This window comes from Brachyspira murdochii DSM 12563 (genome assembly GCF_000092845.1).
Taxonomy (GTDB): Bacteria; Spirochaetota; Brachyspiria; order Brachyspirales; family Brachyspiraceae; genus Brachyspira; species Brachyspira murdochii.
On sequence record NC_014150.1, the window covers coordinates 2,221,390 to 2,236,736 of the forward strand.

General features: G+C 31.4%; 15 protein-coding genes and 1 tRNA gene. 13 read left to right on the plus strand and 3 right to left on the minus strand.

What is annotated here, in order from left to right; all coding sequences use genetic code 11:
* The first annotated feature begins 450 nt into the window (after positions 1-450).
* Entirely contained in the window at positions 451-594 is a 144-nt protein-coding gene (locus BMUR_RS14775; protein ID WP_013114396.1) for a hypothetical protein, read from the plus strand.
* A 3-nt stretch (positions 595-597) separates the two neighbouring features.
* Here BMUR_RS14775 and BMUR_RS09775 read toward each other — a convergent pair whose 3' ends face one another.
* The gene (locus BMUR_RS09775; RefSeq protein ID WP_013114397.1) at positions 598-1,710 is read right to left on the minus strand and encodes an ATP phosphoribosyltransferase regulatory subunit; all 1,113 of its coding nucleotides are present in this window, start codon (positions 1,708-1,710) and stop codon (positions 598-600) included.
* A 215-nt stretch (positions 1,711-1,925) separates the two neighbouring features.
* Between BMUR_RS09775 and BMUR_RS09780 the strand changes: the two genes are divergently transcribed.
* Both BMUR_RS09780 and BMUR_RS09785 read left to right on the plus strand, forming a co-directional pair.
* On the plus strand, positions 1,926-2,150 hold the full coding sequence (locus BMUR_RS09780; protein WP_013114398.1) for a hypothetical protein: 225 nt from the start codon (positions 1,926-1,928) through the stop codon (positions 2,148-2,150).
* Between the two features lie 26 nt (positions 2,151-2,176).
* Positions 2,177-2,590, plus strand: coding sequence for a hypothetical protein (locus tag BMUR_RS09785; protein WP_013114399.1), 414 nt, complete (start codon positions 2,177-2,179; stop codon positions 2,588-2,590).
* Positions 2,591-2,593: 3 nt separating this feature from the next.
* On the opposite strand, the gene BMUR_RS09790 is transcribed toward BMUR_RS09785, so the two are convergent.
* Positions 2,594-3,304: an LrgB family protein gene (locus tag BMUR_RS09790; protein ID WP_013114400.1), complete on the minus strand. Its 711-nt coding sequence runs from the start codon at positions 3,302-3,304 to the stop codon at positions 2,594-2,596.
* A 29-nt stretch (positions 3,305-3,333) separates the two neighbouring features.
* Positions 3,334-3,693, minus strand: a complete 360-nt coding sequence (locus BMUR_RS09795; protein ID WP_013114401.1) for a CidA/LrgA family protein — start codon at positions 3,691-3,693, stop codon at positions 3,334-3,336.
* Between the two features lie 206 nt (positions 3,694-3,899).
* Between BMUR_RS09795 and rpmG the strand changes: the two genes are divergently transcribed.
* From rpmG to rpoC, 10 genes are all read left to right on the plus strand, one after another.
* Positions 3,900-4,076 (plus strand): 50S ribosomal protein L33, encoded by a 177-nt coding sequence (gene rpmG / locus BMUR_RS09800; RefSeq protein WP_013114402.1) that lies wholly within the window; start codon positions 3,900-3,902, stop codon positions 4,074-4,076.
* A gap of 36 nt (positions 4,077-4,112) precedes the next feature.
* Positions 4,113-4,185, plus strand: a tRNA-Trp gene (locus BMUR_RS09805).
* Positions 4,186-4,230: 45 nt separating this feature from the next.
* Positions 4,231-4,551: a preprotein translocase subunit SecE gene (gene secE / locus BMUR_RS09810; protein ID WP_013114403.1), complete on the plus strand. Its 321-nt coding sequence runs from the start codon at positions 4,231-4,233 to the stop codon at positions 4,549-4,551.
* A gap of 6 nt (positions 4,552-4,557) precedes the next feature.
* Positions 4,558-5,145, plus strand: coding sequence for a transcription termination/antitermination protein NusG (gene nusG, locus BMUR_RS09815; RefSeq protein WP_013114404.1), 588 nt, complete (start codon positions 4,558-4,560; stop codon positions 5,143-5,145).
* A gap of 27 nt (positions 5,146-5,172) precedes the next feature.
* Positions 5,173-5,595, plus strand: a complete 423-nt coding sequence (gene rplK, locus BMUR_RS09820; RefSeq protein WP_013114405.1) for a 50S ribosomal protein L11 — start codon at positions 5,173-5,175, stop codon at positions 5,593-5,595.
* A 66-nt stretch (positions 5,596-5,661) separates the two neighbouring features.
* Entirely contained in the window at positions 5,662-6,363 is a 702-nt protein-coding gene (rplA, locus tag BMUR_RS09825; protein WP_013114406.1) for a 50S ribosomal protein L1, read from the plus strand.
* A gap of 104 nt (positions 6,364-6,467) precedes the next feature.
* Positions 6,468-6,992 (plus strand): 50S ribosomal protein L10, encoded by a 525-nt coding sequence (rplJ, locus tag BMUR_RS09830; RefSeq protein ID WP_013114407.1) that lies wholly within the window; start codon positions 6,468-6,470, stop codon positions 6,990-6,992.
* Positions 6,993-7,054: 62 nt separating this feature from the next.
* Entirely contained in the window at positions 7,055-7,441 is a 387-nt protein-coding gene (gene rplL, locus BMUR_RS09835; RefSeq protein WP_013114408.1) for a 50S ribosomal protein L7/L12, read from the plus strand.
* Between the two features lie 132 nt (positions 7,442-7,573).
* Entirely contained in the window at positions 7,574-11,095 is a 3,522-nt protein-coding gene (gene rpoB, locus BMUR_RS09840) for a DNA-directed RNA polymerase subunit beta (protein ID WP_013114409.1), read from the plus strand.
* 19 nt (positions 11,096-11,114) lie between these two features.
* The gene (rpoC, locus tag BMUR_RS09845; protein WP_013114410.1) at positions 11,115-15,317 is read left to right on the plus strand and encodes a DNA-directed RNA polymerase subunit beta'; all 4,203 of its coding nucleotides are present in this window, start codon (positions 11,115-11,117) and stop codon (positions 15,315-15,317) included.
* Positions 15,318-15,347: the final 30 nt, after the last annotated feature.

Consider the following 15,347-nt stretch of genomic DNA (forward strand, 5'->3'; position numbering starts at 1 on the left):
TTTATTCTTTTAGTATATAAACATTCAGTCTTTTTGCTTCTTTGGGTCACCAAAAGAAGTGGGGTTTGGGGCAAAGCCCCAACTATAATTTAAAAATATTAAATTAAAAATTTATAAATATTAATAAATTTAGTTTTGAAACAAGTTGATTATATAAATCATATTAAGATAGTTTATAATTTGAATTAATTATAAATTTCACTTTTTATATATAAGACTTGTTTATATATAATGTATGAGTATAATTTTATAAGAGTAAGGTAAATTTCTAACAATTAAATATAATGTGAATAAAAAGTATTTTTATTTTTTATTTATACTTTATTATATAATTTTATTTTCAATAATGTTTAGTAATGTGTAAAAAAAACTTGATAAAATTATATTTTTTCATATTTTCTTGACAATAGCATTATTATTTATATACTTTTAAATAAAAGGGGGAATTATATGCCTAAAAAAGTAAAAAAATTAAACTTAAAAAAAACTAATAATATGTTAACTGAACATAAGCTTGACGATGGAACTATAGTAAAACTTAATCCTACAGTTACAAGAATAGTATTGTTTGATAATAAAAATAAAATTAATTAATAATTATATTAAAATGTTATTATCAAATATATATTTTTGTTTATAATTATATTCTGTATTATATTCATCAGTATATATATCTGTTCTTACTTTCTTTCCTTCTCTTATAAAACTATGTACTTTCTTTAATAATTCTTTTTCATCACCGCTTTTATAGAGTATTAATACGTCAAAGTCATATTCATTTTTTTCTGTATCTTTTTTGTATAATTTATCCATATAAACAGCAAAGCCTATTGCATTTTTTTTATTTTTATTTTGTGTATGAGCATTGAATTTGTCTAATAATTTATCGTATCTTCCTCCAGAAAGTACAGCATCATTATTTCCTTTTATATATCCTTTAAAAATTATTCCGTTATAATATCCAAGTTTGCTTTCTATAGAAAAATCTAAAAGTATATTTTCAAAGTTATTATAGTTTTCAAATACTCCTAATAAGCTTTTTAATTCATCATATGCCTGCTGCATTTTTTCGTTTATTATTATATTTTTTATTTTTTCTAATACTTCTTTATAGTTTCCAGATATGTCTATTAATGATATAATATAGCTTTTTAATTTATCGTCTATATTATTTGATATTAATGTTTTTTCTAAATCATGTTTATTTTTGCTGTATATTAATTTGAGAGTTTCTAATTTTTTATCTTCATCTAGGTTAAGCTCATCTATTAAAGCAGACATAAAATCTATGCTTGATATTTCGAGTATGTATTCTTTATTGATTGCTTTTAAGCTGTCTATTGCCATACTGATAATTTCTAAATTTGAATATTTACTTAAAGTTCCTATTATTTCAACACCCACCTGCTGTATTTCTTCATACTCATTTGAAACTTCATCTATTTTATAAATATCTTCTATATAGAATAATTTTTTTGTGTATTTATCATTATCTTTTAGAACTTTTTTTACTATAGATAATGTAACATCTGGTCTTAATGACTGAAGATTTCCATTGAGATTCATAAATGTGAGTATATGTTCTGTTTGAAGAAAATCTTTATAATTATTATATAGATTATAATCTTCAAATTTGCTTAATTTTATTTTTTTATATCCGTACTCTTCATATATTTTTGTTAATTTAGAAACTATAGTATTTTCATTCATGATATTTATTTCTTCTTTTTAATAATATTTGAAAAGTATTATAATCTAAAAATAAAAAAATAACCATATACAGTAATTAAAAATATGATTGTTTTATTAAAGATGATAAATAAAATATTTATTTAAATAAATTTTACACTTATGGAAATTAAGTATTGACTTATTAACTTTTTTTAATATACTAAAATTTTATATATTAAAGAAGAGATTGTTTTATGAAGAAATATTTATTTATATTATCATTTATGCTTTTAGTTTTATTTTCAGAGCAGGAATGCAAAGGACCAGACGGAGACAGTAAGCCTACTCCTTTCAGAAAAGAATTAGTTTCTATTAGATACAAATATTATTTGGATATAGAAGGTATTTTTTATAGTGTGATAATATTTTCTGCTATTGCTTTGCCTTTACTTTATATAGTTAATAAAAAAATTGACTGATAAATATGTTTTTTGGGAGATAATTTATGATAAATATAGAAGATTTAGTTGATGTAGAAGATGCTAATATAAAAGAAGATGATTGGGAATTGTATAAAGTATTTAAGCCTATGAAAGTTTTTGGCAAGCATTTGGAAACATTATTTGATATAGGTATACATAAGGTTTGGAAACTTGAGGATATTATTAATAGCTTGAAAACTCATGTTAATATATTATCCGATTCAAAAGAAGAATTGAAAAATGCTTATGGGGACTTTATGTTTAAAGATGTAGATGATGATTGGTATAATAATATAGATATATATAAAATACTGATAAAAATAAATGAAGACGGCAGTATAGAGTCAAGAGTAGAATGCGGCGATGATGAGAATACATTCAATGTGTATTTTAGAAATAATGATATAGTAAATATTATGGAATCTAATATAAGATAGTATTTAAGCCCATATCATTAAAAGCAGTTTATAAAGAATAGGAAGAAGCACCACAGTTAAAGCTCCAGCAACTCCAATGGCAAGTCCAGACATAGCTCCTTCAGTTTCTCCCATTTCTATAGCTTTACTTGTTCCCACAGCATGCGAAGCCGTACCTATTGCAAGCCCTGTAGCAAGAGGAGATTTTATTTTAAATATCTTACATACAAATGGGGCAATTGTAGCACCGACCACTCCGGAAATAATAACTGATAAAACAGTAATAGATCTCATTCCTCCCATATTTGCAGTAATATCTACAGCAATTGCCGTTGTAACAGATTTTGTAAGTAGTGAAGGAAATAAGTCTTCAGATATACCTAGTAATTTTGCTGATATAAATATACCAGTTATTCCTATAGAGCTTCCTATTGCTATGCTTATTAATATAACAGCTAGATTTGCTTTAAGAATAGGGAGGTTTCTGTATATAGGAAGGGCTAAAACTACAGTTGCAGGTCCTACAAGAGCATTTATAAATTTACCTCCGCTTTCATTATATACACTATATGGTACTTTCATAAAGTATAGAGAAAAACCTACTAATATTACACTAGTTACTAGCGGGGTAAGTATAGGAAGTTTAGTTTTTATATATATGGTGTATGATATTATATATGCTATTAAAGTTATTACTATTGGTATTATAGGATTTTGTATAAATAGTTCTTTCATAATTAATCTCCAACTATTATTTTTTAATACTATTTTCTTAATTTTGATAATAATTTTTCAAGTATTTGAGCAGATAATCCAGTAGCCGCCATAATAACTACTACCATAAATACACATATGATTACAAAAGGTATAATTTCATCTTTTACATATTTGTATTCGTCCATTATAGCCAAAGTACCGGGTATAAAAAGCATTGACATATTAGCAATTAATAAATCGCTTGCTTCGTCTATGTGATTTTCTTTTAGTATTCCAAGCATAAGCAGTATAAAAAGAAGTATCATTCCTATTACATTCCCTGGTATTGGAAGTTTTAATGTTTTACTAAAAATATCAGCGATAGAGTATATAGAAAAAATGATTGTAAATTGTTTAATGAGTTTCATATTTAATTTTCCGTTTTAAAAAATTTGCTATAAATTATATATATATCTTATTTGTTTTTCAATAGCTTAATACTGTTAAAAATAATGTTTTTATAGTTTTTATATAAAAATATTATTTTTGTATTTAGTTATTGACATAAATTATTTTTGGGTATATAATAGGATACCTTGTAAATTATAGGTCATATAAATTTGAGGAGCTAACAATGGCAGGTGCTAAAGTAAAAACCGAACAAATACATCTTCAATGTACTGAATGTAAAAGAAAAAATTATATAACAACTAAAAATAAACAAAATGTTCCAGAAAAATTAGAATTAAAAAAATATTGTCCTCATGATAAAAAACACGCAATTCATAAGGAATTAAAGGTATCAAGATAAATACTTCTTTTTTATAAGAATATATTTATAAATTTTGGGTCAGTAGTTCAATTGGTAGAGCACCGGTCTCCAAAACCGGGTGTTGCAGGTTCGACTCCTGTCTGACCTGAATAATTCTTAATTATTATTAAAAAAATAATTTAAGGTAAGCTTTATGGCAGATAAAAAGAAAAATAGTTTTTTGAATTCTATACAGGAAATTAAGAAAGAGCTTTTTGAGAGAAGTGTATGGCCTACTCGTCAGGATGTTATAAATCAAACAGTTGTAGTTATAGTTTTGCTTATAGCTGCTTCTGCTTTTTTGGGGGCTGCTGATTATGTTGTAACATTTGTAGTTAGGGCTTTATTAGATGGTTCTATTTTGAGTAGCTTAATATCTTCAAAAATCACATTGATATTAATATTAGCTGTAGTTGTTTTGTTTGTAATATATTTTGCTATTCGTTATATGAGAAAAAATAGATATAATAGGTGAAAAAATATGTCTGAAGAAATGGCTGATATAAAAGATTATAGATGGTATATAGTTCATACTCAACATGGTTATGAAAATAAAGTTCGTGAGCGTATAGAGAAAAGAACTAAAGAAAATGGTATGACTGATTTAATAGTTGATATATATATACCTTCTGAAACTGTAACTTCTACAAAAAATGGTAAGAAAGTATCTAAAGAAGAATTTTTTTATCCGGGCTATGTTTTAGTAAAAATGGTTATGAATGATGCAACACAGTCTATGGTTAGACGTACTCCGGGTGTTGCAGGTTTTATAGGCAGTCATGCTACAACTAAAGAAGAAGGTAATATAATACCTACTCCTTTAAGTGAAGCAGATGTTGCCCGTATATTTGAAAATAGAGATGAAAAATCTAAAACAGAGATAAATGAAATTATAGGAATGGAATTTGATATAGGAGAGAAGGTTCAGGTAATAGACGGGCCTTTCAATGGTTTGAATGGAGTTATAGAGAATATCAATTCTGATAAAGGCAGAGTAACTGTAAAAATAGAAATATTCGGCAGAAGCACTCCTACAGAATTAGAGTTTAGTAAAGTAAAGAAATTATAAAAATAAATAAATCAAGAGGTAGTAAAAATGGCTAAAAGAGTAGTTGGTATTGTAAAGGTTCGCATACCGGGCGGAGAGGCAACACCTGCTCCACCATTAGGACCAGCATTAGGTCAGAAGCAGATACAAATAGCCGCTTTCGTTAAAGATTTTAATGCAAAAACTTCTAAAATGAAAGGGCAAATATTAAATACCTATATAACAGTATATGAAGATAAAACATATACATTTGTTACTAAAGGTACATCTACTTCTACTTTAATTAAGAAAAAATTGGGCATAGAAAAAGGTTCTGGAGAGCCTAATAAAACTAAAGTTGCTGCAATCAATCAAAAGCAGCTTGAAGAAATAGCTCAAGAGAAGATGGCTTATATGTCAGCTAATGATATAGAAGCAGCTAAAAAAATAGTTGCGGGTACAGCTCGTGCTATGGGTATAAAAGTAGAATAATAATATAAAAGCATACCATTTATTATAAATGGAAGTAGACGTTTGAAAAAAAGGAAGAAAATAATTATGGCAACAAAAGAAAAGAAAATAGGTGGCAAACGTTACGACGCTATACGTAAACAAGTAGAGAGATTAAAACTCTATTCAGTAGAAGAGGCTATTGATTTAGCTAAGAAAAATGCTACCTGTAAATTTGATGAAACTATTGAGGTAACAATAAACCTTAATATCTTACCAAAACACTCAATAAGAGATACATTATCATTCCCAAATGCATTTGGTAAAGAAAAAAGAGTAGTAGTATTTGCTCAAGGTGAGAAAGCTGATGAGGCAAAAGCAGCAGGAGCCATGGAAGTTGGTTTTGAAGATTTGATAGATAAAGTTAAAGGCGGATATACTGACTTTGATGTTGCTATTTCTACTCCAGATTTAATGAAGGAAGTAGGTAAATTAGGACAAATCCTCGGAAGAAAAGGTCTTATGCCTAACCCAAAAACAGGAACAGTTACGCTTGATATAGCTCAGGCTGTGAAAAGTTTCAAAGCTGGAAGAATGGAATACAGAGCAGATAAAAATGGTATAGTAAGAATGGGTATTGGTAAGGCTTCTATGAATGCTTCTCAATTAAATGAAAATTTCAAAGCATTCTATGATGAAATTTTAAGAAAAAAACCTACAGATTTGAAAGGTGAATACATTAAAGCAGTAGGCGTAACATCTACAATGGGTGTAGGTATAAAAATAGATCATAAAAAAATCAAAATGTAATTAATTTAGCGATAAACCTATTTTGTTTTTAGCGAAGTCATATTTTGTGATCCCATTATATGAATAGTTACAGCGAAATGGTTTAATATAATAGAGGTGGTAGTATGCCTAATAAGAAAAACATTGAAACAGTATCATTTCTTAAAGAAAGTATGGGCAGCTGTGCAGGATTGGTATTCTTCGATTATAGAGGAGTAACAGTATCTCAGCTTACAGATTTAAGACGTGAATTAGCTAAGACTTCTTCTTCAATGAAAATATGTAAAAACTCTTTAGTTGATATTGCTTTAAAAGAGTTAGGCAGAGAAGTAAAAGATGAAATGTTTGTCAATCCTACAGCAGTAGTATTTGCTAAGGAAGATGTACCTGGTGCAGCTAAAGTAATAAGCGAAGCATCTAAGAAAAATGACAAAATAAAAATTAAAGGCGGCTATATGGGTGAAGATTTACTTGACCCAGCACAAGTACAAGTTGTAGCTAACATTCCGCCAAGAGAAGTTTTGCTTTCTCATCTTGTTACAGCACTCGAGTCTCCTATATCAAGTTTTGCAAACAGCTTGCAAAGCATCATATCAGAGCTTGCTTATGTGCTTGACAGTGTTGAAGAAGAAAAGAAAAAATCAGCTTAATATGCTGGAAAGTTATTAAAAATAATAAAGAAAATTATTAAACAATTTTAAGGAGATAAACAATGGCTTTAAGTAAAGAAGAAATATTACAAGCAATAGAAGAAATGAAAGTTATAGAGCTTCATGAATTAGTAGAAGCTATTAAAGAAAAATTTAATGTAACAGCAGCTATGCCAGTTGCAGCAGTAGCAGCAGCTCCAGCAGGCGGTGCAGCAGCTCCAGCAGAAGAAGAAAAAAATGAATTTGATATCATTCTTACAGGTTTTGAAGCTGATAAAAAAATCGCTCTTATTAAAGAAGTTAGAGCAGTTAGCGGCTTAGGCTTAAAAGAAGCTAAAGATGCAGTAGAAAAAGGCGGAGAAACTATCAAATCAGGCGTTTCTAAAGATGAAGCAGCAGCAATCAAAAAACAATTGGAAGCTGCAGGCGGTAAAGTTGAAGTTAAATAATTATTTTTGTAAATATATCATTAACATTTAATGATTTAAATATTAAGAAGGGTATGATACGCTTGTACCCTTCTTATTACTATTTTTATCAATTCGATTATAAAAAAGCGTTTAATTTGGAGATCTTTTAATATGGCCAATAATATTCAGATAGATAATAAAGTATATCCAGAACGAGGGGTAGAGTTCGCAAAGAAATATAGGATAGAAAATGGACGTGTAAACTTTTCGCGTTCCGCTTCCGTAATAGAACCTCCTGATCTCCTCGCTATACAGAAAGAGTCATACGAGAGCTTCCTTCAAAAGGATGTACCTGAAAATAAAAGAAAAAATGAAGGATTGCAGGAAGTATTGACTTCTATATTTCCTATAGTTGCTTCCAATGAAAAAATGCAAATAGAGTTTATATCTTATTCTATAGGAGAGCCTAAAATTACAGAAAAAGAAGCTAGAAGAAGAGATAAAACTTACGCTTATCCTTTTAAAATAAAAGTTCAATTAACTGTAAGAGACCCAGAAAGAATTATAGAACAAGAAATTTTTGTAGGCGATATACCTGCTATGACAGATAGAGGCACATTTATAATTAATGGTGCTGAACGTGTTGTAGTTTCTCAAATTCACAGATCTCCTGGTGTTGTTTTCAATAGAAGCGACAGAGATGCTATGTTTGTAGCTAAGATCATTCCAGACAGAGGTACTTGGCTTGAATTTGAGCTTGATACCAAAAAAGACATTATGTATGTTAGAATAGACAGAAAGAAAAAACTTCCTGTTACAGTATTTTTAAGAGCTATTGGTATCACAACTAATGAAGAAATTTTGAAATTATTTTATGAAGTAGATAATATATCATTAGAAAAACTTTCAGATGAAGATGCTAAAGAAGCTTTAATAGGCAGAAGATCTTATTCTACAGTATTTGATACAGAAAACCCTGATGAAATTATATTGAATCCAGGCGAACTTATCAACCCTAACTTGGCTGAAAGACTTTTAATGAGTGGTATTAAAGAAATATCCGTATTAAATATGGAAGCAATAAAAGACAATGTTACCATAATTAATACTTTAGATAAAGATACAACAAAAAACCAAGAGGAAGCATGCACTAAAATTTATAATGTTATAAGACCGGGAGAACCTGCTTTAATAGAAAACGTTGTAAGAACTTGTAATGACTTGGTATTTGACCCTAAATTGTATGCTTTGGGTGATGTAGGACGTTATAAAATAAACAAAAGATTAAACTTCCCTGAAAGCGAACAGGATAAAGTTTTAAGACATAAAGATATAATAGAGACTATTCGTTTTTTAATAAAAGTATTTATTAATGAAGAACAGTTAGATGATATAGATCACTTAGGAAACAGACGTGTAAGAAGTGTAGGAGAATTGCTTGCTATACAAATAAAAGCTGGATTTACTAGAATGGAGCGTATAGCCAAAGAAAGAATGCAAATGCAGGATATGGAAGCAGTAACTCCTCAGTCTCTTGTAAGTATTAAACTTATACAGGCTGTAATAAAAGAGTTTTATGGTACAAGCCAATTATCTCAGTTCATGGATCAGAACAATCCATTATCAGAGATTACACATAAAAGAAGATTAAACGCTTTAGGTCCGGGCGGTCTTACTAGAGACAGAGCAGGTTTTGAAGTAAGAGACGTACACCATACTCACTATGGTAAAATATGTCCTATTGAAACTCCTGAAGGACCAAATATCGGACTTATAGTTTCACTTGCTACTTACGCTAAAATTAATAAACATGGATTCTTAGAAACTCCATATAGAAAAGTTATAGACGGAAAAGTAACAGATGAAATAGAATACTTAACAGCACATGATGAAGAGAGATATCATATTGCTGATGCTAATGCTCCTTTAAACGAAGACGGAACATTTAAAGAAAATCTTATATCAACAAGATATAGAAGTGAATTTCCATATTCTTCACCAGATCAGGTTCAGTATATGGACGTTTCACCTCAGCAGATAGTTTCTCTTTCAAGTTCATTAATACCGTTCTTGGAGCATGACGATGCTAACAGAGCTTTAATGGGTTCAAACATGCAGCGTCAAAGTGTTCCTTTGCTTTATCCTGAAGCTCCTATAGTGGGAACAGGTGTAGAGGCAAAAATTTGTCAGCCTGGTACTGGAATAGCAGTACATGCAAAAAGAGCTGGAAAAGTTATAAAAGTTGTACATGATGAAATTATAATTAAACCTACAAAACAAAACAGCGATGATGATTTTGATGTTTATGAATTAGTAAAATATCAAAGAACTAACCAAGATACTAATTATCATCAAAGACCTGTAGTAAATGTGGGCGATGTAGTTAAGGCTGGAGGACTTCTAGCTGACGGACCTGCAACTGACCATGGTGAGTTAGCACTTGGAAGAAATGTCTTAGCTGCTTTCATGATCTTTGAAGGATACAACTTTGAGGACGCTATACTTCTAAGCAGAAGATTAGTTCAGGAAGATGTATTTACTTCCATTCACATAGAAGAGTTTTCTGTAGAAGCTCGTGAAACAAAATTAGATAAAGAAAATATAACTAGAGATATACCTAATGTATCAGATTCGGCTTTCAAAAACCTAGATGAGAGAGGAATTGTAAGAATAGGTGCCAAAGTAAAAGCAGGCGATATATTAGTAGGTAAAGTAACTCCAAAAGGTGAAACTGAAATAACTCCGGAATACAGACTTCTTCACTCAATATTCGGTGAAAAGGCAAGAGATGTAAAAGATACTTCTTTAAGAGTGCCTCATGGTAAAGAGGGTACTGTTATAGATGTAAGAGTGTACAGCAGAGAAAACGGAGATGAATTAAAGCCGGGTGTAGAAGAAGTAGTAAAAGTATTCTTAGCTAAAAAACGTATAATACAGGAAGGCGATAAAATGGCAGGCCGTCACGGTAACAAAGGGGTTGTTGCTAGAATTATGCCTATAGAGGATATGCCTTTCTTAGAAGACGGTACTCCAGTAGATATATGTCTTAACCCATTAGGTGTACCTTCACGTATGAATATAGGTCAGGTAATTGAGATGTTACTTGGTTGGTCTGGTCATAAAATGGGACTTAAATATGCTTGTCCAGTATTTGAAGGACCAAAAGAAGAGGCTTTGAGAGAGGCATTTGTTACAAGCGGTATGAATCCTAATGGAAAGGTTAGACTTTATGATGGAAGAACAGGAGAGCCTTTCAAAAATGAAGTAGCTGTTGGATACATGTATATGCTTAAACTTAATCACTTGGTTGAAGATAAAGTACATGCTAGAAGTACAGGTCCTTACTCACTCGTTACTCAGCAGCCTTTGGGAGGTAAATCTCAGTTTGGAGGTCAGCGTTTAGGAGAGATGGAAGTTTGGGCATTAGAGGCTTATGGAGCTGCAAATATGCTTCAGGAGTTCTTAACTGTTAAATCAGATGATATGACAGGACGTGCTAGAATATATGAATCTATTGTTAAAGGTGATGTTATATCTTCTCCGGGTATACCAGAAAGCTTTAACGTATTAGTTCAGGAACTTAGAGGTTTGGGTCTTAATATTACTATTCATGATGAAGAGGGCAATCAGCTTCCTTCTACTGAAAAAGAACTTAGACAAAAAACTAAAAAGAAAACACAGATTTTTAAATAATTAGGAGAAGTTTAAGTATATGCAATTTTCAAACTTTGACCAAATAAAAATTAGTATAGCAAGTCCTCAGGTTATGAGAGAATGGAGTTACGGTGAGGTAAAAAAACCTGAAACTATCAACTACAGAACTTTAAGACCTGAAAGAGACGGACTTTTTTGTGAAAAGATATTCGGAACTACTAAAGAATATGAATGTTACTGCGGTAAGTTTAAAAGTATTCGTTATAAAGGTGTAGTTTGCGATAAATGCGGTGTTGAAGTTACTCATTTTAAGGTAAGACGTGAGAGAATGGGGCATATAGAATTGGCTGCTCCTGTTGCTCATATTTGGTATTATAGAAATACGCCTTCAAGAATAGGACTTCTTCTTAATATGAATATTGCTCATTTAAGAAGCGTACTTTATTTTGAAAGATATGTTGTTATCGATGCAGGCGACAGTGCCTATTCAAAAGGTGATCTTTTAACTGAAGATGAATATAATGAGGCTTTAGACAGATACGGTGATAATATAAGAATAGGTATAGGTGCTGAGGGCATACGTGATATGCTTAAAGACCTTGATATGGACGAAGAGATTAGAAAGCTCAGAGAAGAGATGATTAAAAAAGGAGAGAAGAGCGACAGACGTTTAAGAAAGCGTCTTGAAATCTTTGAAGACTTTAAGGCCAGCGGAAATGATCCTACTTGGATGATACTTGATGTAGTGCCTGTAATTCCTCCAGATTTAAGACCTATGGTTCAGCTTGACGGCGGACGTTTCGCTACTTCGGATTTAAATGACCTCTATAGAAGAGTTATTAATAGAAATATACGTTTAAGAAGATTATTAGTTTTAAGAGCACCTGATATTATCATAAGAAATGAAAAAAGAATGCTTCAGGAGGCTGTTGATGCTTTGTTTGATAATAGCAGACGTAAAAAAGTGGTTAAGGGACCTGGTAACAGACCTTTAAAATCGCTTTCTGATATGCTTAAAGGTAAGCAGGGGCGTTTCAGACAAAACCTTTTGGGTAAGCGTGTTGACTATTCCGGACGTTCGGTTATTGTGGCTGGTCCTAGACTTAAAATGCATCAATGCGGTCTTCCTAAAAAAATGGCTGTTGAATTATTCAAGCCGTTTATTATGAAAAAATTAGTTGAAATCAATTCGGCTCATAATATAAAATCTGCAAAAAGATTTGTAGAAGAGGGCAGAGAAGAAGTTTGGGGTGTATTAGAAGAGATAGCTAAAGAGCATCCAGTTCTATTAAACAGGGCTCCTACACTTCACAGACTTGGTATTCAGGCATTTGAACCAGTACTTGTTGAAGGTAAAGCCATTCAGCTTCACCCATTAGTTTGTCATGCTTATAACGCAGACTTTGACGGCGACCAGATGGCAGTTCACACTCCGCTTTCTGCTGAGGCTCAGATTGAGGCTTGGACTTTGATGCTTGCACCTCATAATATATTAAACCCTGCAAATGGAGAGCCTATTGTTAACCCTACTCAGGATATAGTTCTTGGTATTAGCTATTTAACTAAATTAAGAACAGGTATTAAAGGTGAGGGAAAAATGTTCTCTTCTCCTAAAGATGCTCTTCTTGCTTATGATAATGATTTAGTTGAGCTTGAAGCTAGAATTAAAGTCCTAATGAAAAATAAAGACGGAGAAGAACAATTCCTTGAAACTTCTGTTGGAAGATTAAAATTCAATGAAGTTATTCCAGAAGATTTTAGATTTCAAAACAGAGATTTTAACAGTAAAGATTTAGCTAAATTCATTCATGAGGTATACTTAAAACATGGTACAGCTGTAACAGTTAATATGCTTGATGATATTAAAGAGCTTGGATATAAAAGTGCTACTGTATTTGCTTCTACTATTTCTATAGCTGATATACTTATACCTCCAATGAAAAAACATGAAATAGAAGAGGCTACTAAACAGGTAGAGTTCATTGAAAATCAATATCAAAATGGTGTTATTACTACAGATGAGAAAAAGCAGAAAGTTATCGACCTTTGGACTACTGTTGAAGGTAAAATAACTGAAGCTATGATGGATAATTTAAGACAAGACCAAGACGGATTTAATCCGGTATATATAATGGCAGACTCTGGAGCTAGAGGTTCTAAACAGCAGATAAGACAGCTTGCTAGTATGCGTGGACTTATGGCTAAACCTTCAGGTGAAATTATTGAGCTTCCTATTATATCTAACTTTAAAGAAGGTCTTACTGTACAGGAATACTTTATTTCTACTCACGGTGCTAGAAAAGGTCTTGCCGATACTGCATTAAAAACTTCTAATGCTGGTTATCTTACTAGAAGGTTAGTAGATGTTGCTATTGGAGTTGTTGTTTCTGAGCATGACTGCGGTACTGTTAAAGGTATTGAAATAGAAGCTATAAAATCTGGAGACGAAATTATTGATCCTCTTAAAAACCGTATAGTTGGTTTCTTCAGTAATGAATATATTTACCACCCAGTTACTAAAGAGCTTATTTGTCCTGCTAATACTGAAATTACTGAAGAGATTGGGGACATTATAGAAAAAGCTGGTATAGAGAAAATAAGAATAAGACACCCTCTTACTTGTGAAAGCAGAATGGGTGTTTGTCAGAAATGCTATGGAAGAAGTTTATCTACTAATAATCTTGCTTCTATTGGTGAGGCTGTTGGGGTTGTTGCTGCTCAAAGTATTGGTCAGCCGGGTACGCAGCTTACAATGAGAACTTTCCACATCGGCGGTGTTGCTACTCAGATGGTTGAAGAAAATGAAGTTAAAGTTAATTACCCTATATATATAGAACAATTCTCAAACTATGTCGTTCAGCCTAATGGTGTGAAAATTACTGCTAGAAAAGGTGATTTGGTTATAAGACGTGTACTTGAAAAATTCGAGAAAAATACTATAAAAGAGTTGTTAGTTGAAAATAATTCTAAAGTCCTTATAGGAGACGTTATTGCCAACACTAAAGACGGAAGTGAAATAAAAGCTACTCATAATGGTACTTTGATAGTTACTGATGATGATAAATATGTGATGATTACAGGTGTTAAACACTCTCTTGCTATTAAAGTGGGAAGTGAGTATAAAGTTGATGAGCATGTATTTATTGAACCTAATACTGTTATAGCGAGCTTTGATACTTATAATGAACCTATTATCTCTGAAAAATCAGGTATTGTAAGATGGCAGGATATTATTCCGGGAAGAACTTTAGTTGAATCCATAGACGAACAGACTGGAAATGTAACTAATATCATTCAGGAGTTTAAAGATGCCAGTATGCAGCCTAAGATATTAATTACAGGCGAGGGCGATCCTTTTGAAACAGATATACCTAATGGTGCCCAGCTTATGGTTGAAAATAACCAAAAGGTTGAAATAGGTGAGGTTATAGCTAAAACTACTCGTATACAGCAGAAAAGTAGAGATATTACCGGAGGTCTTCCTAGGGTACAGGAATTACTTGAAGCTCAGAAACCTAAAGATACTGCTATTATTGCTGGTATTGACGGCGAGGTTGAAATAGGCGGTTCTCATAAGGGTAAAAAAGTAGTTAAAATCAGAAATGAATTTGATGAAACTAAACATTTAGTTCCTCATGGTAAAATGCTTCTTGTAAGAAATGGAGACTATGTAAAAACCGGTACTCAGTTATGTGCTGGTAAAATAAATCCTCATGACATACTAGAAACTCAGGGAGATTTGGCCTTACAGACTTATTTGCTTGAAGAGATTCAGGGTGTATATAAGCAGCAGGGTGTAGGTATTAATGATAAGCACTTCGCTCTTATAATAAGACAGATGCTAAGAAGACTTGAAATTACCGATCCGGGAGACACTAAATATATTGTAGGTCAGTATGTAGATAAATATGAGTTTGAAGAAGAAAATAAACGCTATGAAGAAGCAGGCGGTTCTCCTGCAAGCGGTAAGCCTGTACTTTTAGGATTAACTAAGGCTGCTTTAAATACTGAAAGCTTTATATCTTCTGCATCTTTCCAAGAAACTACTAAAGTTTTAACCAATGCCGCTATTAAAGGAAAAGTTGATAAACTTCTAGGGCTTAAAGAAAATGTTATTATAGGTCATTTAATACCTGCAGGTACTGGCGTTAAATTATATAATAAATTGCATGTCTATAATAAGCATAGCGGTGATTTGGATAAAAAAGATAATGTAGAGACTACCGATAAAGAAGAAGAGGTTATGAAAATAACCGTATAAATAATTTAATTAAAGAGGTTTTCATTACAA